Consider the following 21,337-nt stretch of genomic DNA (forward strand, 5'->3'; position numbering starts at 1 on the left):
AGCACGGGCGCCCCCTTTTCCGGGGCTTCAGCAGGAGGAAGACCATGTCCGATACCGCCGAGACGACCACTCCCACGGCCGATTTCAGCGCCATGCCCCCGGTGAAAGGCGGGGTCACGGCCTACCTGACGGTGGACGGCGCCATGAAGGCGGTCGAGTTCTACAAGAGTGCCCTTGGCGCGGAGCTCGCCTTCGCCATCCCCCCGGATGACAGCGGCCGCACCATGCACGTACACCTCTACATCAACGGCAGCTCGGTGATGCTGGCCGACCCTTATCCCGAATATTGCGCCGGCCCTGTCGAGAAGCTTGGCGGCTTCAATCTCAGCCTGCACGTCACGGACACGGACGCTGCATTCGAGCGGGCCGTGGCGGCGGGGGCGAGCGCGATGATGCCGCCGTCCGACATGTTCTGGGGCGCGCGCTATGCGCAGGTGCGCGATCCCTTCGGCGTGGTCTGGGCCTTCAACCAGCCGCACTGACGGTCTCTCAATGCTATCGGCCCCGGTCTTCGACCGGAGCCGATAGGGCTTCGCTCAATCGCCGCGCGGGCCTGGCCGACGGGGGGCTGCGACGCTCGCCAACCAGCCCCGTTGGTAGAGGCTCAGCTGACCGCGCTCACCTGCTCCTCGCTGATGCCTTCCTCGTCCGGATGGGGCACGCCGGCCTCGGCTGCGCCGAGATCGGCCGCCTGCGCCCGGGCGAGGGCCATGGCCGCGTCGTCCGCCTCGCGCTGGCGGTTCCACAGGGCGGCATAAAGTCCGCCGCGGGCCAGCAGCTCCGCATGGCAGCCACGCTCGGCGACGCGCCCTTCCGCCAGAACGAGAATCTCGTCCGCCGCCACCACGGTGGAGAGCCGGTGTGCAATGACGAGGGTAGTGCGCCCCTCCGATACCCGCTCAAGGGCGTCCTGGATGTCCTTTTCCGTGTGGCTGTCGAGGGCCGAGGTGGCCTCGTCCAGCACCAGGATGGGCGGCGCCTTCAGGATGGTGCGGGCGATGGCGACGCGCTGCTTCTCACCGCCCGACAGCTTCAGCCCGCGCTCGCCCACTTCGGTCCGGTAGCCCTTGGGGGTGGCGCGGATGAAGCCGTCGATCTGGGCAAGGCGCGCCGCCTCCTCCACTTCCGCCTCGGAGGCGGCGGGGCGGCCGTAGCGGATGTTGTAGGCGATGGTGTCGTTGAACAGCACCGTGTCCTGCGGCACCATGCCGATGGCGGCGCGCAGGCTCTCCTGCCGGACGGCGCGGATATCCTGCCCGTCGATGGTGATGCGGCCGGACGAGATGTCGTAGAAGCGGAACAGCAGGCGCGACAGGGTCGATTTCCCCGCCCCCGAAGGCCCGACGATGGCCACCGTGCGGCCCGCCGGCACCTCGAAGGTGACGCCCTTGAGGATCTCGCGGCCCGCATCATAGGAGAAGCGCACGTTCTCGAACCGCACCGTGCCGCCGGACACCACGAGGTCCTGCGCTGCGGGCTGGTCCTTCACCTCGGGCGCCACCGCAAGCACGGCGAACATGGCCTCGATGTCCACGATGGCCTGCTTGATCTCGCGATAGATGAAGCCGAGGAAGTTCAGCGGAATGTAGAACTGCACCATCATGGCGTTGATCATGACGAAGGAGCCCACCGTCTGCCGCCCGGCGCGGATGTCGAGCACGCACATGACCATCACCACCGCAAGGCCGATGGAAAAAATCACCGCCTGCCCAGCGTTCAGCCACGCCAGAGAGGTATAGGTGTTCACCGTCGCCTTCTCGTAGCGCACCATGGAGCGGTCATAACGCTGGGTTTCCCAGCGCTCGGCGCCGAAATACTTCACCGTCTCGTAGTTGAGCAGGCTGTCCACCGCCTTGGTGTTGGCGTCGGTGTCGCTCTCGTTCATCTCCTTGCGGATGGAGAGCCGCCACTCGCTAGCGAAATAGGTGAAGAAGCCATAGAGCAGCACCGTCACCGCCACCACCGCCGCATACCGCCAGTCGAAGGCGAAGAACAGCACGCCGATGACCATGGCCAGCTCGACAATGGTGGGCGCCAGTTGCAGCACCAGCATGCGCACGATGGTCTCGATGCCAGAGCGCGCACGCTCCAGCACGCGGGTGAGCCCGCCGGTCTTGCGCTCCAGATGGAAGCGCAGGGACAGGGCGTGCATGTGCTCGAAGGTCTCGAGCGCGAGGCGCCGCACCGCATTCAGCGCCACCTTGGCGAAGATGCCGTCGCGCAACTGGGTGACGCCGGCCATCAGGATGCGCCCGAGGCCATAGGCAAGCGTCAGCGCCACCGGGGCGCCCACCACCAGGACCCAGAAGGCGGGGGTCGGGGCGCTGGTGCCGCCTGAGGAGACTTCTGCGGTGAGCGCGTCCGTCGCCCATTTGAACAGGAACGGCACCGCCAGGGTCGCACCCTTGGATGCGAACAGCAGTGCGAAGGTGATGACGACACGCGCCCGCAGGTCCGCCCGGCCGGCGGGCCACAGATAGGGCCAGAGGCCGCGGATGGTATCGAGCAGGGCGTCGGCGGAAACGGCCGGCCGGCGCGGGCCGGCGGCGGGAGGAGGCGTCTTGGACATGATGGCCTATCGGTCTTCGGTGCGGCCCACGGGCGGCGCGCAACAGTCCCCGGGCGGCAACAGCCCCGAGAAAAGAGCATCGATCTCACCCTTGAGCGCGGAAATGGCATCCCGGTCGAGGCAGTAGGCGGTGCGCTGGCCCTCGGTCCGGCTCCGGATCAATCCTGAATCCGTGAGGACCTTCAGATGTTGCGATACGGTCGACTGCGCAAGGGGCAGCCCCCGGACGATCTCGCCGCACACGCAGCGGTCCTGGCCGGCGAGCGTTTCCAGCACGCGCAGCCGAACCGGATGGGCCAGCGCCCGCAGGCGCTCGGCGAGGGCCGCACGGTCCTCGACGGGACTCTCGGAGCCCGCCTGCGCCGGGTCTGCGGCGTCGGGTCCGCCGGGGTGTGGAAAGGGCGTCATATTCATCGTCCATCGGCGATAGCCGATGAATGGGGCGACTTCAAGCACGCTCGTCACGCCCACGTCGCAGCGACAAGCTAGAGCCCCGGTCCGATCGGCCCATTCCCTCGCGCCCCCCGACCGTTCGTCACGTCCCACACGGCGTCGAGTTTGCTAAAGTGCGTCCATGGCTAGAATCGAAAGTGTGTGCGTCTATTGCGGCTCCGCATCCGGCTCGGATCCGCTGTTCGCCGAGGAAGCGCGCCGGTTCGGACAGATCCTCGCGGCCGAAGGGGTGCGCCTCGTCTATGGCGGCGGCGGCATCGGGCTGATGGGGGAGGTCGCGAGCGCCACGGCGCTGGCCGGCGGGGCCGTCACCGGCATCATCCCACGCTTCCTCATGAACCGGGAGCGCGCCTTCGCCCACGAGGCGGAGATGATCGTGGTGGAGGACATGCACGCCCGCAAGCGGCTCATGTTCGAGCGGGCGGACGCCTTCGTAGCCCTGCCTGGCGGGGTCGGCACCCTGGAGGAGTTGGTGGAGCAGCTCACCTGGGCGCAGCTGGGCCGTCACCGCAAGCCCATCCTTATCGCCAACATGTCAGGCTTCTGGGACCCGTTCCTGAGCCTGATCGAGCATATGCGGTCCACGGCCTTCATCCGCGACACGACGCCGGTAGAAATCCTGGCCGCCGACCGGGTGGAGGACATCCTGCCGCGCCTGCGGGAAGCGGCGGCTGCCGTGCCCGAGCGCGTACTTCACGCGGCGGATGGCGAGCTGGCCGACCGCATGTGAGATGTCCCGGCTGGTCGGCCGGGCTTCAGCTGCCCGGCTGGTCGAGCGCGGCGATGGCGACCATGAGAACCGAGCCGAGCAGCACGATCGTGACGACGTTCTGCATGTCCTTCCCCCTTTGCTGCAATGCGGCACAAGAGGATTAGAACAAAGAGCCGGTTTTGTTGCAATGCACAAAAGGCCGCAATGGGCCTTCGGGCAGCGCTGGCGCCGGCTGCGAGGCAAGGGGAATGGCGACCCCGGCGTGACTCGAACACGCAACATCCCGCTTAGAAGGCGGGTGCTCTATCCGGTTGAGCTACGGGGCCAGCGTTTCGCTTTTAGAGCGTTTTTCCAGCGAAATGGATACCGGTTCGCGCGACGAAAATGTGTCGGCACCTCATTCTGGCGCGCAGCTGCACCGGGCGAAAGCGCAAACGGCCACGCCACGGAAGACCACGCATAAGGCAATTTCCCGCCCGTCAGTGGGTCCACTGCCCCACGCGTGTGAAGGCGAAATTGTCCGAATAGGCCATGCGCCGACGGCCGGTCTCGTGGGGCTCGAACACCTGGAAGGGGATGTCGCGCTTCTGCGCATAGGCCACCGCCTCTTCCTTGGTCTCGAACGTCAGGCGAATCTGGCTGCGCATGTCCGCCGAGGAGGTGTAGCCCATGAGCGGCTCCACCATGCGCGCGTGCTCCGGCTCATATTCGAGCACCCAGAGCCGGGTCTTCCCGACGCCCGACTGCATGGCGTTGCGCGACGGCTTGTAGATGCGTGCGACCATGATGCTGAACCTGTCATCCGGGGTCGCGCGCCCCTCGCCCGCGACCCATTCCGTCTATAGTTAAGCCGCGCGGCACTGACAACCGAGCGGCACATGCGAAGTGCGCCGCCCCGTCGGCAGGCCCTCAGCGCAGCACGAGGCAGGTCGCCGCCGCCTGGGCCGATTCGGCGGCCTTGGTGTGGGCGATCTTGCCGGAGAGCACGAGGCCCCGCGTCTGCTCCGTCACCACGGCGCGCCCATCGGCGCCGGGAACCAGCAGCGGCGCGCTCGACACATAGATTGCCTTGGCGTCCGGCGGCAGCTTGGTGGCGCAGCGGTCGGCCGCAGCCTTGTCCGCGAGGGCCGCCGTGCCGGACAGGAGCGTGCCGGCAAGCCCCGCCGCGATGACACCGCCGAAACCAAATGCCCGAGCAGCCTTCATGATCGTCATACACACCACTCCCTCGCAGCCGCCCGCGCCGGGCGGGGCTGGGACGCTTTGAGCCGCAGATGGCCGTGGAATGCAAGCCTGACCATAAGGAGAGGACTGCCATGCGGTCGGAAAGAAGACGGTCGGAAAGATGGTCGGAGCAGCAGGATTTGAACCTGCGACCCTCTGCTCCCAAAGCAGATGCGCTACCAGGCTGCGCTATGCTCCGACGGCGCTGGCGCCTGCGCTGTTCGTATCGTTTCGGGGCGAACGACGCAAGGTTGCCCGGGCAGACACGAGACCGCTGCGGCTCGCCCGCTTGATTTCCGCGGCCGGCGCGCCGAAAGCTGGGGCGTTGCCGGCCCCTCCCCTTTTCGAGGTGCTCCGACAGATTTGAATTGATGTGTTTGCTCTTCGATGGGGATTTTCAGATGGCGTCCGATGCCGAGCTGTCCGAGTGGCTGAGCTCGATGATCAAGGCGCTGGGCACCGCCCAGGCCCACACCATGGTGCAGCATTTCATTCTGCGGGACATCGTGATCCAGCTCGCCGGCCAGCAGGAGCGGCCGGAGGCCTTCGTCGCCTCCATGTTCGAGCGGGTGAGCATGCTGGTGGACCAGTGCGAGCTCGCCGGCAAGCCGGAGATCGAGGCGGAGATGCGCTGGTACTCCGAATCCTTCTTCACCACCGCCGGCAAGGCGGTGGGCCAGCCGTGACCTGAGCCACGCTTTCGGAAACGGGAGCCCGGCCGGACGGGTACCTGGCCGGCCGGGTCTGTTTCACTTGTGGAGCAGGGCGGTCTGAGTCGGCGGGGGATTCCACAGCGGAATGATGACGCGACCCCAGACGCGGGTGTCGTTGCCGCCGTAATTCTGCTCCCAGACGTCGGTGGTCAGGTAAGCCTGCATGATCACCGGCCCGAAGTCGTAGCCGACGAGGCCACCCACGGCGAACTGGCTCTGCTTCTGGTAGAAGGCGGTGGGATTATTGAGATCGGTAGAGTAATAGGCCACCGGCCCGATCTCGAACTTGCCGAACTTCTTGGTGGCGGTGAGGTCCACGTTCAGGAAGTTGGGATTGATGGTGTCGGTCACGCCCTGCGCCTGGATGCCCCAGATCGCATTGGCGGTGAGGTTCCAGCCGTCGGCGGTATAGCTCACGGCAAAGCGCTGGTTGAAGGAGGTGGAATCAAACGCTACCCCGGTATTCACCCCCAGATAGAAGCCAGCCAGGTAGCTGAAGCCGAAGCCGTTTCCGAGATCCCAGGCAATCTGTGCAGCAAACCAGGGATTGTAGAAGCCGGAGGTGGACGGCCCGTTGTCAACGTTCACTTCGATCAACGGCAGTGCGGTGAGCAACTGGATGCGCCCGCCGAACATGAATACCGGCGTCGCCCAGGCCAGAACGGGAATGGTGACACCCACGCAGGTGGAGTCCGGCGATGTATTGCGGCAGCCCCAGTCGGCCGTGTTCACGAAATACGCACCCTCCGGCAGCGGGGCGCCGACGGCGAGACCGACCGTTTCACCGGGCTGGGTGACGGATCCCGCATGCGCGGGCGCCAGTGCGGCAAGCGACAACAGGGCTGCCGTCGCCATTCTTGCGAATGTCGTCATGATTTTCCTCCGAAAGGCGTGAGCCCTTCTCCGGGTCCCACCGGAGGGCTCTTCGCGGGCGCTTCCTCAGGCGCTTTTGCGCCGGACTGTTATGGTCCGAAGGAGGGTCGAGCCCCCTTGCGGCTGCTGCAGCGGGCGGCCCGCGATCCGGCGGACACGCCTTTGCTTCTGCTCCCCGGTTGACGCCCGGAGGGCACGCACTTGCGGTAGGGAATGCTGCGGCAGCGTGTCACGACCTTGGCGGCGCGGGGGTCCACCCGTTCATTGCCGCCCGAGACCTTCGAGGATATCCGGCCATCCCGGCGCCGGGTCCTTGAAGCCGAAGCAGGGTCCTACATAGCCCACAATTTGGGCATTAGCCACAAGGTTCACGTTCGCGAGAGCGTCATCCCGACTAAAAACAGCGCACTGTTGCGTAGTCGTCACAATGACCCAAGGGCAGATCAAAACAATACCATGTGTGGGCGGGTGTCAGCCTGCCGGGGGAGTGGACTTCTCCCGCGACCAGACGGAAGCTGCGGTCGCTGGCTCCAGATTCCCTCCGCGCGCGGGCCGGGATCGCTCATTTCGCCCGTTTTTCACCACCCTACGCGGCACGGTTCCCCATGCAGGACATCCACTACCGGGAATATAAAATTCTTCTGCGGCCCGAACAGTTCTACGCGCCGAAAAGGTTCGAGGACTATTGGAGCGAAGTGAAGAGCGTCGCGAAAAAGCATGGCGTTGGCGTCAAGACCAATGACAATGCCTTTCAACGCATGGTGCGCGAAGTCCTCTTCTACGACACGCCCAATTACGATCTCTATCGAAACTCGTTCATCCTGCGCAAGCGCACCTTCTACGACGACGGCTGGCCGCGCCCGGAGCATGAAATGGCCGTGAAGTACCGCAGCCCCGACCGCGAGACCTGCACCGCAGTCGATATGGTGCCGCGAATCGTCGGTCAGGTGGAAGTGAAGTTCAAGGAGGAGATCCTGCCGCTCAAGGACGGGCTTGGCGGCATGCGCTCCCTTTATTCCCATAATTGCATCGTGATTTCACCGGGGGTGGTGCTCAACCAGGGCCTGAAGGACATTCTTACCGTGTTCCCGGCCATGGCCAGCGTGGACGTGGACGGCGACACCAAGATCGATCTCGTGAACAACATCGCGGTGGAAGAGATCCAGGTGGACCCCGGCCACTTCGATTTCGGCCATGGCTTCGAGGCCAAGGCCACCATCGCCATCTGGCGCAACCGCGCCTCGGAAACTTCGCTGGTGGGCGAGTTCGCCTTCCAGGCCAAGTTCCAGCACTACGATGAGGTCCACCAGAAGGCCAAGCGGCTGTCCGAGGACTTCTTCCGCGACGTGCAGACGCTGGCGCCGGAGTGGGTCCAGCTCGGCACCACCAAGACCGCCATGGTCTACGGCATCGGCGCAAAGCAGGTCGCGCACAGCGAATGAACCCGGGCGGGGGCGCCCGCCCCTGCCCTTCCTGTCCCGCCCTTCCTGTCCCGCCTTGCCCCCAAGAGATCTGCCCCCAAGATCTGCCCCACCGAGCCGGAGCCGCCATGAGCGCAAAAGAGCCATCCGTCTCACCCGAGGCCGCGGCACCCGCGGCTTCCGGCAGCCCGCCGGTGTCCATCTTCGAGATTTTCCTGACCTTCCTCGTTATCGGCGCCACCAGCTTCGGCGGTGGCGTGGTCGCCTATCTGCGCAATGCCCTCGTGGTCTCCAAAGGCTGGCTCGACGATGAGCAGTTCATGACCGCACTTGAAATCTCCCAGGCCCTGCCCGGCCTCAACGCCACCAACATGAGCGTCATCGTCGGCGACCGGCTGCGCGGCCCTGTGGGCGCCATCGCCGGCTTCCTGGGCATGACCCTGCCGGGGGGCCTACTGGTGTTCGCGCTCGGCGTCTTCTACGCCTCGAATCACGGCAATCCGGCCATGCACAGCGTGCTCGCCGGCATCGGCGCGTCCTCCGTGGGGCTGCTCGCCGCCGTGACCCTGCAGATCGGCCACAAGCAGCTGGAGCACTTCACCGAAATCGCCCTGGTGGTGATCACCGTGGTGATGGTGAGCTTCCTCCACATTTCGCTGCTGGCGGTGCTGCTCACGGTGCTGCCGCTCGCCTTGTTCATCTACCGGCCAAGCAACAGCGACCGTCCCAAGATCACCGAGGAGGAGGCACCATGAGCCAGTCCAATGCGGACCTGAGCCTGCTCGGCGTCTTCTCGCTCCTGTCCCTGCTGGCCATCGGCGGCGGCACGGCGGTGCTGCCGGAGATGAAGTCGCTCACGGTGGACGCCCACCAGTGGATCACCGACGGCCAGTTCCGCGACATCTACGCCCTCGGCCAGGTGGCGCCGGGGCCTAACATGCTGATGGTGATCGTCATCGGCTATCACGTGGCAGGCACCCCGGGGGCGCTCATCGCTTTCACCGGCTTCTTCCTGCCGGCCTCGACCCTCGCCCTGGGCGCGTCCCGGCTGTGGAACCACTTTGAGGGATCGGCGTGGCGGCTGGCCCTGCAGAATGCGCTGGCGCCCATCGTGGTGGGCCTCATGGCGGCGGGCATGATCGCCATCGCCCGCACCGCCATCACCGGCACCGAGACCACGCTGCTGGCCATTGCGGTGTTCGGGCTCGTCTATTTCGGGCCGAAGATCAACCCGGCGCTGCTCATCCTCGCCGGCGGAGCGGTGGGCTACCTGACGCTGCCGTAGGCGCGCCGCAAGCAAGCGGCGCCACCCACCTACTTGCCGGAAAAGACCGGGTGCGCCACCCGGTCGCCGGCCTTGATGCCGAGCTTGCGGGCCTGGCCGCCCGCGATCTCCAGCACCGCCCGTACCGGCTCGCCTGAGGAGATGGTCTCGGTGGAGAGCGGGGTGGTCATGGCGGCGATGCGGGCGATGCTCCCGTCCGCCCGGATGAATAGCATGTCGAGGGGGATATAGGTATTCTTCATCCACATGTAGACGGGCTGATCCACCTTGAAGTCGAACAGCATGCCCGACCGCTCGCCCAGCGACTTGCGATACATGAGGCCGGTGGTGCGCTGCTCGTCGGTGCGGGCGACCTCCACCTCGAATGTGACGACGCCCTTGGACGACGCGATCTCCAGCGCCTCGAGGCCGGCGGCCTGCTCCGTCGAGGCCGGCCCCGCCAGCGCCGGCGCAAGGGGCGAAAGGGCAAGCGCGAGGCCGAGAATCATCCGGGTAGGAATCGCTCGGCCGCGACCCGCGCGGCCCAAAATTCCACGACCCGTCGGCGCGGTGGCCGCGCCGGTTTTCACGATGGCAAATGGCATGATCAGTTGTTCCCGCTGGGTCCGGTATCGGCCTTCACTTCGGCGGCCATGAGGCCCTTGTCCCCGTCGCCATAGCGCACCATCACCGTCTGGCCCGGCCGAAGCTCGGTGAGGCCGTGGCGGCGCAGCGTCTCCATATGGACGAAGATATCCGGCGTCCCATCTCCCTGGGTGAGGAAGCCGAAGCCGCGCAGCCGGTTGAACCATTTCACCGTGGCCGGCTCGAAGTCGCTTCTGGGCTCCACCACCGTACGGGTACGCGGTAGGGGCGGGGCGGTGTGGACCGCGGTGGACAGGTCGAGGGAGAGCACCCGGAAGGCCTGCCGCCCCTTGGCCCGCTGCACCGCCTCGCAGACCACGCGGGCGCCTTCCATGGCGGTCTGGAAGCCGTCGCGCCTCAGGCAGGTGACATGGACGAGCACGTCGGGGCCGCCGTCGTCCGGGACGATGAAGCCGTAGCCCTTGGAGGCATCGAACCATTTGATGGAGCCGATAACCTCGACGAGCCCTTCGGGCTCCTCAAGTCCGTCCTCCGACGAGCCGGCGGTCCGTGGCCCCAGCCCCAGTGCGTCAGACCCCATGACCACCCCGACCTTACACGCGGCCGCGCACGCTTTGCCGCGCCGGTTTCAGGATAGCAACTCGCCGGGGCTTCGCCCACCCTCTTCGCACCCTCTCTTCGCGCCGTGCCTTGGCGGGAAAACTTGGCACGAGGGCCTGCGGCATCATGCATCCTGTGCAAAGGGCGCCAGCAGGTCGCCGATCTCGATGCGCACCACAAGATCGGCCATATCGTCGAAATCCGTGGGCTCGCGGTTGAGGATCACCAGCCTTGCACCCTTCTTCTTGGCCTTCAGCGGAAATCCGGCCGCCGGGAACACCACCAGGGACGAGCCGATGACGATGAACAGGTCGCACTGCCGGGTCAGTTCGTCCGCCCGCGCCATCTCCGTCTCTGGCATGGCCTGACCGAAGGAGATGGTGGCCGCCTTGATGGGTCCCCCGCATTCGGGGCAATCGGGGGCCGATCCGCCGGAGGCCTCGAACCGCGCTTTCACCCACTCCAGCTCATAGCGTGTGCCGCACTCAAGGCAGGTGGCATAGGTGCCGTTGCCATGCAGCTCGATCAGCGCCGCGTCGGGCACGCCGGAGGCCTGGTGCAGGCCGTCGATGTTCTGGGTGATGATGCCTTTGAGCCGCCCGCGTCCGTGGAGCCGGGCGAGTGCCCGGTGGCCGCGGCCGGGACGGGCGGAGGCAAAGGCCTCCTCCATGGCGAACTTGCGCCGCCACGCCTCGTTCCGCGCCGCCTTGTGGGCGACGAAGACATCGAACGGGATGGGCTTGTTCTGGGTCCACAGCCCGCCGGGGGACCGGAAATCGGGAATGCCGCATTCTGTCGAAAGGCCGGCGCCGGTAAAGGCGACGGCGCAGGACGCCTGATCGAGAAGTTCGGTCAGGCGCGCCTGTGCGCCCTTGAGATCGGTGTCAAAGATCATACTTCAGCAGCGCCGGCCCACCGGCACCCTCCACTTGCCCAAACGGCGCCGGTTTCCCGGCCGGCACGGACCCTATCCCCATCCGGAGCGCCGCGCTCCCTCCGAACGACGAGAACGCCAATGCGCTTTCTGCACACCATGGTCCGCGTGACCGACATCGACCAGTCGCTGGATTTCTACTGCAACAAGCTGGGGCTGAAGGAGGTCCGCCGCAAGGAGGTGCCGCAGGGACGCTTTACCCTCGTGTTCCTCGCCGCCCCCGGGCAGGCGGACGTGGCGGAGATCGAGCTGACCTACAATTGGGATCCCGAGCCCTATGGCGAGGGCCGCAATTTCGGCCATCTCGCCTTCGAGGTGGAGGACATCTACGCCACCTGCGAGCGCCTGCTGGCGGGCGGCGTCACCATCAACCGGCCGCCGCGCGACGGCTACATGGCCTTCGTCCGCTCGCCCGACAACGTCTCGGTGGAGCTGTTGCAGAAGGGCGGCCCCAAGCCCCCGGCCGAGCCCTGGGCCTCCATGGCCAACACCGGCAAGTGGTGAGCTGAGGGAGGGAGCCGAGGCCCGGCGCGGCGGACCGGCTCTCTCCCGTTTGGGCAGCATCCTTTCAGCACGCGTGCGCATGGCAGGAGGAGGCCGCCGCAAGCCGGCTTTGGAAATCTCCCATGCGACCCTTGCGGACGCATGGGGCTCCCCCTATAACGACGCGCACTTCAGCCCGCTCACGTGGACCGAAGCGACGCGCGCCCTTCGTCTATCGGTTAGGACGCCACCCTTTCACGGTGGAGAGAGGGGTTCGACTCCCCTAGGGCGCGCCACTTCCGTACAAAGCCGCGAACCCCCGGATGGGTGGCCCGATCGGCGAGTACGGCCCGTTCCAGCACTGTCTTTGAACCGTGGATACGGATGACGTGGTCATCGACCTCCACGGCGTCGATCAGGGATCGCAGATAGGCCTTGCGGAACGGCACCGCACCTTCGGTGATGTTGGTGCGCATGAGCTGGCCGAACCGGGCAATCCGGTCCGGGTCCAGCCGCCCGGCTACACCCCGGTTGGTGATCCGCTCCAAGGCGGACTTCGACCGGTCACGGTCGGACTTGAGCGCTGCAATGCGCTCCTTCAGCATATCGTCGAGGTCGGTGAGACCATCCTCCACCAGTTCGTAGAGCCGCCGGAGCTTGTCTTCCGTGACTCCGGCTTCACGGCGCAAGTCCTCGATCCGGCCCTGGACCTCGGCATCGGCCTTCAGGCGCCGGTCGGCAACGGACTGGAGCAGAGCCTCCAGTCGTTCGGGGAGAAGAATGCGCTCCGCCACATGCTCGGTCACGAGTTGGTCGAGCTTGTCCATCGGGACCGAGCGGCCCTTGCAGGCTGTCTCGCCCACGCGAGCGGAGGACGAACAATTGTAATAGCGGTAGACTCTGCCGGTCTTCGACGTGCCGGTGCGCAGGGTCATGGCGCAGCCGCAAGACGCGCAATAGGCAAGGCCGGTCAGGAGGATCGGTCCGGTGATGGCCCTCGGCGGACTGTTCTGCGGACTCTTGGCCTTCAAGGTCTTCTGCACCTTGTCGAAGATGGTGCGGTCGATCATGGCCGGAACGGAGATGGGGATGACCTCGGTCTGGGGCTTCACCTGCCCGGTCTTGGCGTTGCGCTTGTTGAAGCTCCAGGCGCCCACATAGACGGTGTTGGTCAGGATGCCATGTACCGTGCCGACACCGAACCTCGCGCCGAGCCGGGTGCGATAGCCCCTGGCGTTGAGGTGCTTGGTGATCTCCTTGATGCCCATGGGGCCAGACGTGCCGTCGCCCTGCAGATAAAGATCGAACATGAGCCGGACGAGTTCGGCTTCGACGGGATCGACGATGATCCGCTTCTTGGTGCGGTGGCCACGCTTCTCCACCTCTTCGAGGGTGAAGCCGAGCGGCAGGCGCGCCCCGTTGTAGAAGCCCTGACGGGCGTTCTCCTTCATGGCGCGCAGGACGTGCTTGGCATTCTCGCGGGACTGGTATTCGTCGAACAGGGCGATGACCTGCCGCATCATCACCTGGGCGGGATCGTCCCCCAGTTCCTGGGTGATGGAGATGAGCCGCACGCCGTGCTTGGCGAGGCGGCGGATGTACATCTCCAGCCCGAAGGCATCGCGGAAGAACCGGCTGAAGCTGTGGACGACGACGACATCGAATGGATGATCGTCGTCGCACGCCCGCTCGATCATCCGCTGGAATTCGTGCCGGTTGTCGTCCATGGCGGAGGCGCCGGGCTCGACATATTCGGCGAGGACCGGCCAGCCTTGCCGCTGGCAATAGGCGGCGGTCTGAAGGCGCTGGTCAGGGATGGAGAGATCGACCTCGGCCTGCCGGGTGGTGGAAACCCTGAGATAGAGCGCGGCACGGCTCGCAACAGGCAGGGTCACATTCATGGCCGGACTTCCCCTCGCTTCGGTGCCGTCACTTCAGAAGCGCGTCGATCGCCTGCCGCAGGAAGGCTTCGATCACATCGACTTCATCGGCGGTGACCGGGACGGTCGAAGGCCAATCGTCGGTGACGTGCCAGACGCCCGAATCATGCGCATGAGAGTCTTGCGGCGCAAGGCGTTTCAGAGATTTTTCGCACCTTCCGATGCCGGGATTCGATCCTTTCGAACCTGACGCATCGGTAGAACCAGAAGACGGGCTCACCCCTTCGCAAGACGCGATGGTTTGTGTCTTCCTTCGACGAAGAGGGCGTGACCGGAGCATGTCCGCAGGATCACGCCATCGGGCAAGTTCAAGAATAGCCTATTTTTACGCCCGGCTACGATCTCGTAGAGCAGCGCGAAAATACTTATCCGATACGGAAATATAGAAGCGTAGCGGAGAAGCTATAGCGGGCGAGGACTGCTCACGCAGGTTCTATGACCGCCGCTTGGTTCCGGAAGATGCGGCCAGTCCGAGGAAGACCACGATGGCCCGGTTGAGGCGCAGGACATCCTCATCGTCCAGCCGTCCGATGCGTGTCCCGACCTTGGATTTCGGGACGGTCGTGATCTTGTCCACCATCAGGCGGCAAGCAGTCCTGAGCCCGTTACGTTCGTTGGGCGCCACTGGAAGACGAAACAGTGGCGCCTCGGTCTCGTCGGTGGTGAAGGCGCAGATGGTGATCGAATCCGTGGCGTCAAAGGTATCATCCTGCACGATGACGGCGGGACGCGGCTTGCCCGCATAGTCCTTGCCGCCGGCGACGGTCCAGATGTCGCCCCGCCTCATTCATCACCCCAATCCGATACCGCGTCGATGAAGGCCTGATCCTCACCGGCCTGGGGGCTCGTCGCAACGGCCAGCGACTGGCGATGCGCCTCCGACCGGAAGGACGGCGCGCGCACGTCGGGCACCCAGATCTGGATGGGCCGCAAGCCCTGGGACCGCAGACGCGCGCGATAATCCCGGACCTTCACGCGGGAGGACTTGGGCGTCGATGCCGTGGGCACGTGATGGGACCTCGCCATGGTTACATGTAACCTAGCAGGAAGACCCGCTTTCGGCCAGTGCTTCCGGAAACGGTAGTGGGTCTGTTTGAAATTCGTGACAAGCCACTTATCGTCTGCTCGATCAAAAAGGGAGGGGGCGATGGCAGACAGATATACCAAAGTCGTGCTGACAGTTATTGCCGCGTGTCTTCTGACGTCGTATTCCGAGGCACGCCTATTGGACCGGCGTCCGCGCAGAGCGGACCAGTCCACGTGATCGTCGATAGCGTCAGTTCATTTGCCTTTCAGTATGCAGGTCCCTTGACCGTAAGGGTCCAGCCCTAGAACGGGGCTGTTCACTAGCCCCACCTAGCGTGAGCGGCAAGGCTAGCGATCTCGGTGCGCTCTTGCGGGGTGAGGGATTTGGCGCGAGCTGCGCCTCCCCCTTGGGCCGCCCTTACGCGCCGACCTCCAAGGGCCTCTTGTCTTCTGTCCCACCTGCCGCCAAATCGACGATGGCCTTTGCCAACTGGTTCGGGTCGCGGGGGGCGCTTCGGTGCGGCCATCGTCACTGCCCCTGAATCTCTTTGATGCGGGCGACAATTTTTGCAGCCTTCGCATCCTCTTCGAGAAAGCGCTGTAACTTATCGCCTTCAAGCGGCTCGCCGTTGGTACGCAACGCTTCTGCCGCGCGCTTGTACGCCGCAGGGAGTTCGGAATAGAGCCGACGCAATTCGCCCCCTAGCTCAGGGCTGACGATCTTGACCATACCTTCCAATATGACACGATGAATGTTCACGTGCCATGCTCGTCAATAGTCGCCAATTCAAACTGACCCACTTCCCGGACAGCGGGTTGCTCGTTCCCAATCTAAGCCTGGGTTTCCTTCCGAAATCCCATTCGATCCCTTCGCCATTTCGCACGGAGCGCTCGCGCTCCTAACTCGCCTTATCTGCTTGCCAAGCTCTTGCCGGGCATGAGCCAGCCGGTCAAGGCTGGCGCGGCACGCGCCACCGCGAAGCGGCTCGGCCTTGAGGGGCTGGCTCAGGTCTGGCCCCCTGTTTGCGCGCAGAAAAGGCTTCCCGCAGTACGACTGTTCCGGGAAAGCCTCTCACAATCCGAGCCCGCGTTTGCGTCCGAAGCCCCACTCGATGCCGCCGTCGTCGCGCACGGTACCGGTGATGTGCTGCCCGATACGTTTCTCGATTGCGGGTTGCCACGGCACGAGCTGGAAGCCCATGCCGTCGTCGATCATGGCGAAGCGTCCGGAGACGAGATTGGCGGAGCCGGTGAGCTTGCCGCTGACATATTCGCCGGCCTTGACCTCGATGAAGGCCAATCCCCGTTCAGCGGCCATCTCGCGACCGACGCGCGCGATCTCGGCTCGTTCCAGACGCGCAAGGATGTCTCGCGGAGCCCGAACCGCCCCATCCTCCAGCCGGACCGCATGCCCCTGATCCACGAGACTTTGCCGTCGCCTCGCCATAGCTTCGCTCACCTCCCGGCCGAACCCCACCTCGGCCAGCGGCGTCCGCTCGCGCGAGGCCAGCTCCCGATCGAGCCAGGTCGCCCCGTCGCTGCTGACCAGGTGGTCAAGGTTGAAGGTCGAGAGCGTGCGGACGGAGAAGTCCTTCGTCTGGCCCTGCGCATCATAGGCCATGCCGCGTTCAGCGATGTCGGCGGGAATCTTCCAGTGGTCGGCATTGAGGCGCTCCACATGGCCGGCCCGGCGGAGCGCTTCGAGCCGGCGCACGTGGGAGCGGACATAGGCTTCCGGATCGCCCTTGATCCGCTCGATCTCCGGGCGGGCGGCCTCCAGATGCGCGCTCGGTCGGTAGATTCCGCCCGAGCGTTCTGCAAGGTCTCGAATGTTGAGGTCCGCAGCCCGCGGCTCGGCTTTGACCGGGACCGGATCGAGCGCAACGATGTGCCCCCGTCCGACCGCGTCCAGCCGGGTGGCGTCCGCCGTTTCCACGTAGTGGGTGCGTCCATCCACGGCGTCGATGACGAGGTGCATTCGGTCGCCCATCTCGTCGCCGGCGGCAAGGCCCTTGGCCAGCACCCGTCCGACGATGGGCTCGGTAACGGTCTGGCCGTGGATGACGTAGCGATCCGTCCCCCGCTCCTCGGCGAGGCCGTGATCGGCCAGCGCGCGCTGCATGGTCGCGACGATCTCGTTGTGCGTGCCGAGGTCGCGCAGCGTGCGCTCCGCATCCGCCTTCAGCCGCCAGCGGGCGGGCTCGACTTCCTCGGCAAGGTCGTAGCGCTCCAGCCGCTTCGCCCGGTCCACCAGCAAGTGACGATTGGCCCGCACCGTATAGCTGTCGGAAGCATCGGGCCGCAGGTCGACGATGCCTCGCTCCTCCTGCTCGGCGAGGAGCATCCGGTCGAGCCGGGTCAGCCGCTCGGCCTCGACTTCCCGCCGGAGCTTCTGGGCGACGTCCAGCTCGGTCTGCGGCCCGAGTTCCAGCGTCACCAGTTCCTGCGCCCGGTGGCGGATGCCTTGGGCGATGTAGTCGCCGGCGATGTTGAGGATGCGGCCATCATCGAGCACGCCACGCACGAGGATGTGGGTGTGGGGATGGCCGGTGTTGTGGTGATCGACGGCGATCCAGTCGAGCCGGGTGTCGAGGTCCTGCTCCATCTGGCGCATGAGGTCGCGGGTGAAGGTCTTGAGATCGCCCATCTCGACGCCATCCTCGGGTGCGACGATGAAGCGAAACTGGTGGCGGTCGTCGCGTCCCCGTTCGACGAAGGCGCGGCCGTCCGCCTCGTCCTCGAACGCGGAATAGGCCCGGCCCTTCTCGCCCTCCCGCGTGACCCTGTCGCGCTCCAGATAGCGTAGATGGGCGTCCATGGCGGTACGGGCGGTGCCGCGCATGCCCGATGCCCCGCGCCGGGGGTTGAGCTTGACGATGCGGGCCTTCACCACCACGCGGCGGGACCGGAAGCGTGGACCGCCTTTGTCCTGACCCCGTCCCTCCGCCGGGAAGCCGGCCACCACCCTGGCGCCGCGCCCGCGCGCATTGAACCGCCCGCTTCCCTTCCCGGCCGGACCATCGCCATGAGACGCCGTTCCGCCGGCCCTGCGGGCGGCGGCCTGGACCTGGTTCAGGAAGGACTGTGCCCGCGAGTGGGAGCGCGTGCCCTTGGCGTGCGGCCGCCCCGCGCGGATGCGGAAATCATTGTCGTCCCGGTCTGCCATGAGGGCAGGATTGGCAGTGAATTCGAGGCATTCAAGCCTTCAAATCCGGCTATCGTAGTATAGCGTAGAAAAACTTGCCGTGGCGTTGAAAATTCGATGCGCACCCCTGAGGAAAAGCACCTCAACATACTCATACAAAATCACATTTTGAGATAGAGGAGCCGCAGCGCACCCTGCACGATGACCGAATCCAGCGTTTTATGGAACAGAAAACAATGTGCAGACAAGATCTTGCGAGCAATGCGAGCGCGGATTGAAAATCCGCTTTATCTTGCCATCCTAGTATCCGTCCGGTCTCTGCACAGTATTGGAGGAGTGCAAAATCGGGGCATGTCGGTTTCCTTCGTAGCATGGAGGATCTCCGATGAATTTGAGACATTTTGAGAACACGGCGCGTCAGTCCTGGTGGCGGGTTCACGTTGAGGCGTGGCGGGAGAGCGGTCTCGACCGGACGAACTATTGCCGCCAGCACGGACTGTGGAAGTGCACGTTCGATCGCTGGCTGAACTATCTGGCGGGCCAGGACGCGGCACGTAAGCATGCGGAATATCAAGCGGAACTGCGCCGAGAAAAGCGCCGTGAGGCGCAGGAGAAGCGCCAAAAAAAACGCGCCCGGCTGCGGTTCAGCGTGAGCACGGACGCGCGCAACCGCGCCCTGCAGGCGTTCTGGGCGATGCATGTCGAGGCGATGAACTGGAGCGGCATGGGCGTGCGCGAGTACGCCGCCGCGCTGCAGCTGTCGCCCACATCGCTGCGCAAATGGCGCGACCGGCTGGACGAGGTCGAGGACACGATCGACTGGCGGGCGCATCTTCATCCCTCCGCCCGGCCGGTGGCTGGCACTAGTGCCAGAAAAATGCTCCCCGAAAGTCCGTTGACGGCGCCGACGAATAGCGATCCGGAACCCGTTCCGCAGCCGGTCCGGCGCTTCTTCAGCGACGAGCAGAAGCGCACTATTGCGCTCGAGAGCGACCAGCCTGGCGTCAGCGTATCGAGCGTGGCGCGCAAGCACGGCATCGTCACCGGGCTGCTGTTCCGCTGGCGGGTGCAGTTCGGCGTCGCGCAGAAGAAGCGCGCGAAGCTGGCGCCCGTCGTGCTGACCGACGGCACGCCGGCCGCTCGCCTGCTGCAGGATTTATTGCAGCCGCCCGACGGCATGATGGTGGTTGATCTCGCCGATGGGCGGCGCGTCTTCGCCCCGATCGGCAGCGATCCGGCTGTGGTCCGAACGCAGGCCGGCTGTGGGGAGATCGCGCCATGATGATCGTTCCCGCTGGCGTGAAGGTGCATCTGGCGCTGGGCTACACCGACATGCGCAAGGGGATGGATGGGCTCGCCATGCTGGTACAGCAGACGCTGAAGCAGGACCCCTTCTCGGGCCATCTGTTCGCCTTCCGCGGCCGCAAGGCGACAATGCTCAAGATTCTGTTCTGGGACGGCAACGGACTGTGCCTGTTCACCAAGCGGATCGACCAGGGCGCCTTCGCGTGGCCGGTGATGACGGGTTATGACGGCTCGATCACGCTCACCCCGGCCCAGCTCGCCATGCTGATCGAGGGCATCGACTGGCGCGCACCCGAGCGCGTCTGGAAACCCGCTCTGGCGGGATGAAGTGCCTCCGAAACGTAGCCGTATCAACGCTTTGATGCTTGGGGGACGGACCGTTTTGCAGTAGAATCGGGCATGCGGCTCGATCTGGAAAACCTGCCTTCCGACATCAACCTCCTGCACCAGCTGGTGCGCGAGATGGCGGGCGTCGTCGAGAGCCGCGACGGTGAGATCGAGCGCCTCCAGTCCATCATCAAGAAGCTGCAGCGGGCGCAGTTCGGCCGTCGCTCCGAGCGTCTCGATCCCGACCAGCTGGCACTCGCTCTGGAGGATCTCGACGCGGATATTGCGCGCATCCGCGAGAGCCGTCCGGCGGCTGCGAAGCTGCCGTCGGAACGCACGCCTCATCGCAAGCCGCTGCCCGATGATCTGCCCCGCGAGGACGTTCGTCTCGACATCGATGATGCGGTTTGCGCGTGCTGCGGCGGCGCGCTTCATGCCATCGGCGAAAGCCAATCCGAGATGCTCGACTGGGTACCGGCGCAGCTTCGGGTGATCCGCATCACCCGGCCGAAATATGCCTGTCGAGTGTGCGAGACAGTGGTGCAGGCGCCGGCGCCCGAGCGTCTGATCGCCGGCGGTCCGGCAACGCCGGCGCTGATCGCGCAGGTCCTCGTCAGCAAATATTGCGATCACACGCCGCTGTATCGGCAGTCGCAGATCTTCGCTCGCCACGGCGTGGATCTGGCGCGTTCCACGCTGGCCGGTTGGGTCGGTGGCGCCTGCTGGTGGCTTGAAGCCTTGCAGGAGCGATTGTGCCGGAACGTGTTCGCTTCCGATCATCTGTTCGCCGATGACACGCCGGTTCCGGTGCTCGATCCCGGCCGTGGACGCACCAAGACTGGAAGGCTCTGGGTCTATGCCCGCGAGCAGCGCGGCTGGTCGGGACCAGAGCCGCCGGCAGCGGTCTATCTGTTCGCACCGGACCGCCGCGCCGAACGCCCGGCGGCGCATCTTCAGCACTTCTCCGGTGTGCTGCACGTCGATGGCTATGCCGGCTTCGAGCCGCTGGCCCGCAAAGGCGACGTCATGCTCGCCGCCTGCTGGGCGCACGCCCGCCGCAAGTTCTATGATGTTGCTCAGGCCACCGGATCGCCGGTAGCCACCGAGGCGCTGCGCCGGATCGGCGAACTCTATGCCGTCGAGGCGCAGTTCCGCGGGCAGTCGCCGGCCCATCGGCTTGCCGCGCGTCGGCAGCACTCTCGCCCGCTCGTCGCTGAGTTGTGCGCCTGGCTGGAAGCCCAGCTCGCGCAGGTCTCCGGACGCAGCTCGCTCGCCGAGGCGATCCGCTATGCGCTCTCCCGCTGGGAGGCCCTGACCCGGTTCCTGCACGACGGCCGCATCGAACTCGACACCAATCCGGTCGAGCGCGCGATCCGTCCCGTCGCCCTCGGGCGCAAGAACCATCTCTTCGCTGGCAGCGACGGTGGAGGCCATCGCTGGGCCGTCATCTGCTCGCTGATCGAGACCGCCAAGCTCAATGACGTCGAGCCCTACGCCTATATCGCCGACGTTCTCCAGCGCATGGTCGACGGTCATCCCGTCAACCGGCTCGACGAACTCCTGCCATGGGCATGGAAAGCAGGAAATCCTGTCAATAGCTGACATCAGTGCAGCGCCCGGACGGATACCCATCCTAATCGGACGTGCTTCGGGCGCGCTTCTGGACATCGTCATTTCTCCTTATTTCTACGAAACTATACTTTACACCTCCCCGCAATGCCCTGTCTCCACGCAGGCGAGAG

The 21,337-nt window shown here is 65.5% G+C and carries 22 protein-coding genes, 3 tRNA genes and 1 pseudogene; 11 read left to right on the forward strand and 15 right to left on the reverse strand.

Going from position 1 to position 21,337, the window contains the following annotated elements; all coding sequences use genetic code 11:
* Positions 1-44: 44 nt before the first annotated feature.
* The gene (locus tag FZ033_RS00790) at positions 45-482 is read left to right on the forward strand and encodes a VOC family protein (protein ID WP_149574291.1); all 438 of its coding nucleotides are present in this window, start codon (positions 45-47) and stop codon (positions 480-482) included.
* Between the two features lie 122 nt (positions 483-604).
* On the opposite strand, the gene FZ033_RS00795 is transcribed toward FZ033_RS00790, so the two are convergent.
* Together FZ033_RS00795 and FZ033_RS00800 are read right to left on the reverse strand one after the other, a co-directional pair.
* Entirely contained in the window at positions 605-2,569 is a 1,965-nt protein-coding gene (locus tag FZ033_RS00795; RefSeq protein ID WP_149574292.1) for an ABCB family ABC transporter ATP-binding protein/permease, read from the reverse strand.
* 6 nt (positions 2,570-2,575) lie between these two features.
* Entirely contained in the window at positions 2,576-3,034 is a 459-nt protein-coding gene (locus FZ033_RS00800) for an ArsR/SmtB family transcription factor (protein ID WP_232847279.1), read from the reverse strand.
* Between the two features lie 109 nt (positions 3,035-3,143).
* Between FZ033_RS00800 and FZ033_RS00805 the strand changes: the two genes are divergently transcribed.
* Positions 3,144-3,752, forward strand: coding sequence for an LOG family protein (locus tag FZ033_RS00805; RefSeq protein WP_149574293.1), 609 nt, complete (start codon positions 3,144-3,146; stop codon positions 3,750-3,752).
* A gap of 231 nt (positions 3,753-3,983) precedes the next feature.
* Here the strand turns inward: FZ033_RS00805 and FZ033_RS00810 are convergent.
* The 4 genes from FZ033_RS00810 to FZ033_RS00825 form a co-directional block, all read right to left on the reverse strand.
* Positions 3,984-4,060 (reverse strand) — tRNA-Arg (locus FZ033_RS00810).
* Positions 4,061-4,213: 153 nt separating this feature from the next.
* Positions 4,214-4,519, reverse strand: a complete 306-nt coding sequence (locus tag FZ033_RS00815; RefSeq protein ID WP_149574294.1) for an ETC complex I subunit — start codon at positions 4,517-4,519, stop codon at positions 4,214-4,216.
* A 124-nt stretch (positions 4,520-4,643) separates the two neighbouring features.
* Positions 4,644-4,949 carry a hypothetical protein gene (locus FZ033_RS00820; RefSeq protein ID WP_149574295.1) on the reverse strand — a complete coding sequence of 102 codons (306 nt, stop codon included), beginning with the start codon at positions 4,947-4,949 and terminating at the stop codon, positions 4,644-4,646.
* Between the two features lie 131 nt (positions 4,950-5,080).
* Positions 5,081-5,157: transfer RNA gene (locus FZ033_RS00825), tRNA-Pro, on the reverse strand.
* 202 nt (positions 5,158-5,359) lie between these two features.
* Here FZ033_RS00825 and FZ033_RS00830 point away from each other — a divergent pair.
* On the forward strand, positions 5,360-5,644 hold the full coding sequence (locus FZ033_RS00830; RefSeq protein WP_012116147.1) for a hypothetical protein: 285 nt from the start codon (positions 5,360-5,362) through the stop codon (positions 5,642-5,644).
* A 63-nt stretch (positions 5,645-5,707) separates the two neighbouring features.
* On the opposite strand, the gene FZ033_RS00835 is transcribed toward FZ033_RS00830, so the two are convergent.
* A complete protein-coding gene (locus FZ033_RS00835; protein ID WP_149574296.1) occupies positions 5,708-6,544 on the reverse strand; it encodes a transporter in 837 nt (278 codons plus the stop codon).
* Positions 6,545-7,149: 605 nt separating this feature from the next.
* On the opposite strand from FZ033_RS00835, the gene FZ033_RS00840 reads away from it, so the two are divergent.
* The 3 genes from FZ033_RS00840 (at position 7,150) to FZ033_RS00850 (ending at position 9,250) form a co-directional block, all read left to right on the forward strand.
* The gene (locus FZ033_RS00840; RefSeq protein WP_149574297.1) at positions 7,150-7,986 is read left to right on the forward strand and encodes a hypothetical protein; all 837 of its coding nucleotides are present in this window, start codon (positions 7,150-7,152) and stop codon (positions 7,984-7,986) included.
* A gap of 107 nt (positions 7,987-8,093) precedes the next feature.
* Entirely contained in the window at positions 8,094-8,720 is a 627-nt protein-coding gene (locus FZ033_RS00845; RefSeq protein WP_149574298.1) for a chromate transporter, read from the forward strand.
* Positions 8,717-9,250, forward strand: a complete 534-nt coding sequence (locus FZ033_RS00850) for a chromate transporter (RefSeq protein WP_149574299.1) — start codon at positions 8,717-8,719, stop codon at positions 9,248-9,250. Before FZ033_RS00845 ends, FZ033_RS00850 begins: the two co-directional genes overlap by 4 nt.
* A 29-nt stretch (positions 9,251-9,279) precedes the next feature.
* On the opposite strand, the gene FZ033_RS00855 is transcribed toward FZ033_RS00850, so the two are convergent.
* The 3 genes from FZ033_RS00855 to FZ033_RS00865 form a co-directional block, all read right to left on the reverse strand.
* On the reverse strand, positions 9,280-9,738 hold the full coding sequence (locus FZ033_RS00855) for a DUF192 domain-containing protein (RefSeq protein ID WP_149574300.1): 459 nt from the start codon (positions 9,736-9,738) through the stop codon (positions 9,280-9,282).
* Between the two features lie 98 nt (positions 9,739-9,836).
* Positions 9,837-10,415 (reverse strand): cold-shock protein, encoded by a 579-nt coding sequence (locus FZ033_RS00860; protein ID WP_149574301.1) that lies wholly within the window; start codon positions 10,413-10,415, stop codon positions 9,837-9,839.
* 144 nt (positions 10,416-10,559) lie between these two features.
* A complete protein-coding gene (locus tag FZ033_RS00865; RefSeq protein ID WP_149574302.1) occupies positions 10,560-11,330 on the reverse strand; it encodes an SIR2 family NAD-dependent protein deacylase in 771 nt (256 codons plus the stop codon).
* 120 nt (positions 11,331-11,450) lie between these two features.
* On the opposite strand from FZ033_RS00865, the gene FZ033_RS00870 reads away from it, so the two are divergent.
* A complete protein-coding gene (locus FZ033_RS00870; RefSeq protein ID WP_149574303.1) occupies positions 11,451-11,873 on the forward strand; it encodes a VOC family protein in 423 nt (140 codons plus the stop codon).
* A 200-nt stretch (positions 11,874-12,073) separates the two neighbouring features.
* Positions 12,074-12,148: transfer RNA gene (locus FZ033_RS00875), tRNA-Glu, on the forward strand.
* Positions 12,149-12,703: 555 nt separating this feature from the next.
* Here FZ033_RS00875 and FZ033_RS24580 read toward each other — a convergent pair.
* The 5 genes and pseudogenes from FZ033_RS24580 to FZ033_RS00905 all read right to left on the reverse strand — a co-directional run.
* Positions 12,704-13,753, reverse strand: a pseudogene (locus tag FZ033_RS24580) (recombinase family protein); the annotation flags it as partial.
* Between the two features lie 472 nt (positions 13,754-14,225).
* Positions 14,226-14,579 (reverse strand): type II toxin-antitoxin system PemK/MazF family toxin, encoded by a 354-nt coding sequence (locus tag FZ033_RS00890; RefSeq protein ID WP_149574305.1) that lies wholly within the window; start codon positions 14,577-14,579, stop codon positions 14,226-14,228.
* On the reverse strand, positions 14,576-14,818 hold the full coding sequence (locus FZ033_RS00895; protein WP_149574306.1) for an antitoxin MazE family protein: 243 nt from the start codon (positions 14,816-14,818) through the stop codon (positions 14,576-14,578). The genes FZ033_RS00890 and FZ033_RS00895 overlap by 4 nt, the downstream gene beginning before the upstream one ends.
* A gap of 529 nt (positions 14,819-15,347) precedes the next feature.
* A complete protein-coding gene (locus FZ033_RS00900) occupies positions 15,348-15,578 on the reverse strand; it encodes a hypothetical protein (protein ID WP_149574307.1) in 231 nt (76 codons plus the stop codon).
* 312 nt (positions 15,579-15,890) lie between these two features.
* Positions 15,891-17,984 (reverse strand): DUF3363 domain-containing protein, encoded by a 2,094-nt coding sequence (locus FZ033_RS00905; RefSeq protein WP_149574308.1) that lies wholly within the window; start codon positions 17,982-17,984, stop codon positions 15,891-15,893.
* Between the two features lie 364 nt (positions 17,985-18,348).
* Here FZ033_RS00905 and tnpA point away from each other — a divergent pair, with 364 nt between their 5' ends.
* From tnpA to tnpC, 3 genes are all read left to right on the forward strand, one after another.
* Entirely contained in the window at positions 18,349-19,245 is an 897-nt protein-coding gene (gene tnpA, locus FZ033_RS00910; protein ID WP_149574309.1) for an IS66-like element accessory protein TnpA, read from the forward strand.
* Positions 19,242-19,595 (forward strand): IS66 family insertion sequence element accessory protein TnpB, encoded by a 354-nt coding sequence (gene tnpB, locus FZ033_RS00915; RefSeq protein ID WP_149574310.1) that lies wholly within the window; start codon positions 19,242-19,244, stop codon positions 19,593-19,595. Before tnpA ends, tnpB begins: the two co-directional genes overlap by 4 nt.
* A gap of 72 nt (positions 19,596-19,667) precedes the next feature.
* Positions 19,668-21,197: an IS66 family transposase gene (gene tnpC, locus FZ033_RS00920; RefSeq protein ID WP_149574311.1), complete on the forward strand. Its 1,530-nt coding sequence runs from the start codon at positions 19,668-19,670 to the stop codon at positions 21,195-21,197.
* The last annotated feature ends 140 nt before the right edge of the window (positions 21,198-21,337 follow it).

Source organism: Xanthobacter oligotrophicus (genome assembly GCF_008364685.1).
GTDB lineage: Bacteria > Pseudomonadota > Alphaproteobacteria > Rhizobiales > Xanthobacteraceae > Xanthobacter > Xanthobacter oligotrophicus.

What these genes read in the sequence shown, in the direction of transcription:
- FZ033_RS00790 (WP_149574291.1), top strand. Translation starts at nt 45, where the DNA reads ATGTCCGATACCGCCGAGACGACCACTCCCACGGCCGATTTCAGCGCC.
- FZ033_RS00795 (WP_149574292.1), bottom strand. Translation starts at nt 2,569, where the DNA reads ATGTCCAAGACGCCTCCTCCCGCCGCCGGCCCGCGCCGGCCGGCCGTT.
- FZ033_RS00805 (WP_149574293.1), top strand. Translation starts at nt 3,144, where the DNA reads ATGGCTAGAATCGAAAGTGTGTGCGTCTATTGCGGCTCCGCATCCGGC.
- FZ033_RS00815 (WP_149574294.1), bottom strand. Translation starts at nt 4,519, where the DNA reads ATGGTCGCACGCATCTACAAGCCGTCGCGCAACGCCATGCAGTCGGGC.
- FZ033_RS00820 (WP_149574295.1), bottom strand. Translation starts at nt 4,949, where the DNA reads ATGACGATCATGAAGGCTGCTCGGGCATTTGGTTTCGGCGGTGTCATC.
- FZ033_RS00830 (WP_012116147.1), top strand. Translation starts at nt 5,360, where the DNA reads ATGGCGTCCGATGCCGAGCTGTCCGAGTGGCTGAGCTCGATGATCAAG.
- FZ033_RS00835 (WP_149574296.1), bottom strand. Translation starts at nt 6,544, where the DNA reads ATGACGACATTCGCAAGAATGGCGACGGCAGCCCTGTTGTCGCTTGCC.
- FZ033_RS00840 (WP_149574297.1), top strand. Translation starts at nt 7,150, where the DNA reads ATGCAGGACATCCACTACCGGGAATATAAAATTCTTCTGCGGCCCGAA.
- FZ033_RS00845 (WP_149574298.1), top strand. Translation starts at nt 8,094, where the DNA reads ATGAGCGCAAAAGAGCCATCCGTCTCACCCGAGGCCGCGGCACCCGCG.
- FZ033_RS00850 (WP_149574299.1), top strand. Translation starts at nt 8,717, where the DNA reads ATGAGCCAGTCCAATGCGGACCTGAGCCTGCTCGGCGTCTTCTCGCTC.
- FZ033_RS00855 (WP_149574300.1), bottom strand. Translation starts at nt 9,738, where the DNA reads ATGATTCTCGGCCTCGCGCTTGCCCTTTCGCCCCTTGCGCCGGCGCTG.
- FZ033_RS00860 (WP_149574301.1), bottom strand. Translation starts at nt 10,415, where the DNA reads ATGGGGTCTGACGCACTGGGGCTGGGGCCACGGACCGCCGGCTCGTCG.
- FZ033_RS00865 (WP_149574302.1), bottom strand. Translation starts at nt 11,330, where the DNA reads ATGATCTTTGACACCGATCTCAAGGGCGCACAGGCGCGCCTGACCGAA.
- FZ033_RS00870 (WP_149574303.1), top strand. Translation starts at nt 11,451, where the DNA reads ATGCGCTTTCTGCACACCATGGTCCGCGTGACCGACATCGACCAGTCG.
- FZ033_RS00890 (WP_149574305.1), bottom strand. Translation starts at nt 14,579, where the DNA reads ATGAGGCGGGGCGACATCTGGACCGTCGCCGGCGGCAAGGACTATGCG.
- FZ033_RS00895 (WP_149574306.1), bottom strand. Translation starts at nt 14,818, where the DNA reads ATGGCGAGGTCCCATCACGTGCCCACGGCATCGACGCCCAAGTCCTCC.
- FZ033_RS00905 (WP_149574308.1), bottom strand. Translation starts at nt 17,984, where the DNA reads ATGGCAGACCGGGACGACAATGATTTCCGCATCCGCGCGGGGCGGCCG.
- tnpA (WP_149574309.1), top strand. Translation starts at nt 18,349, where the DNA reads ATGAATTTGAGACATTTTGAGAACACGGCGCGTCAGTCCTGGTGGCGG.
- tnpB (WP_149574310.1), top strand. Translation starts at nt 19,242, where the DNA reads ATGATGATCGTTCCCGCTGGCGTGAAGGTGCATCTGGCGCTGGGCTAC.
- tnpC (WP_149574311.1), top strand. Translation starts at nt 19,668, where the DNA reads ATGCGGCTCGATCTGGAAAACCTGCCTTCCGACATCAACCTCCTGCAC.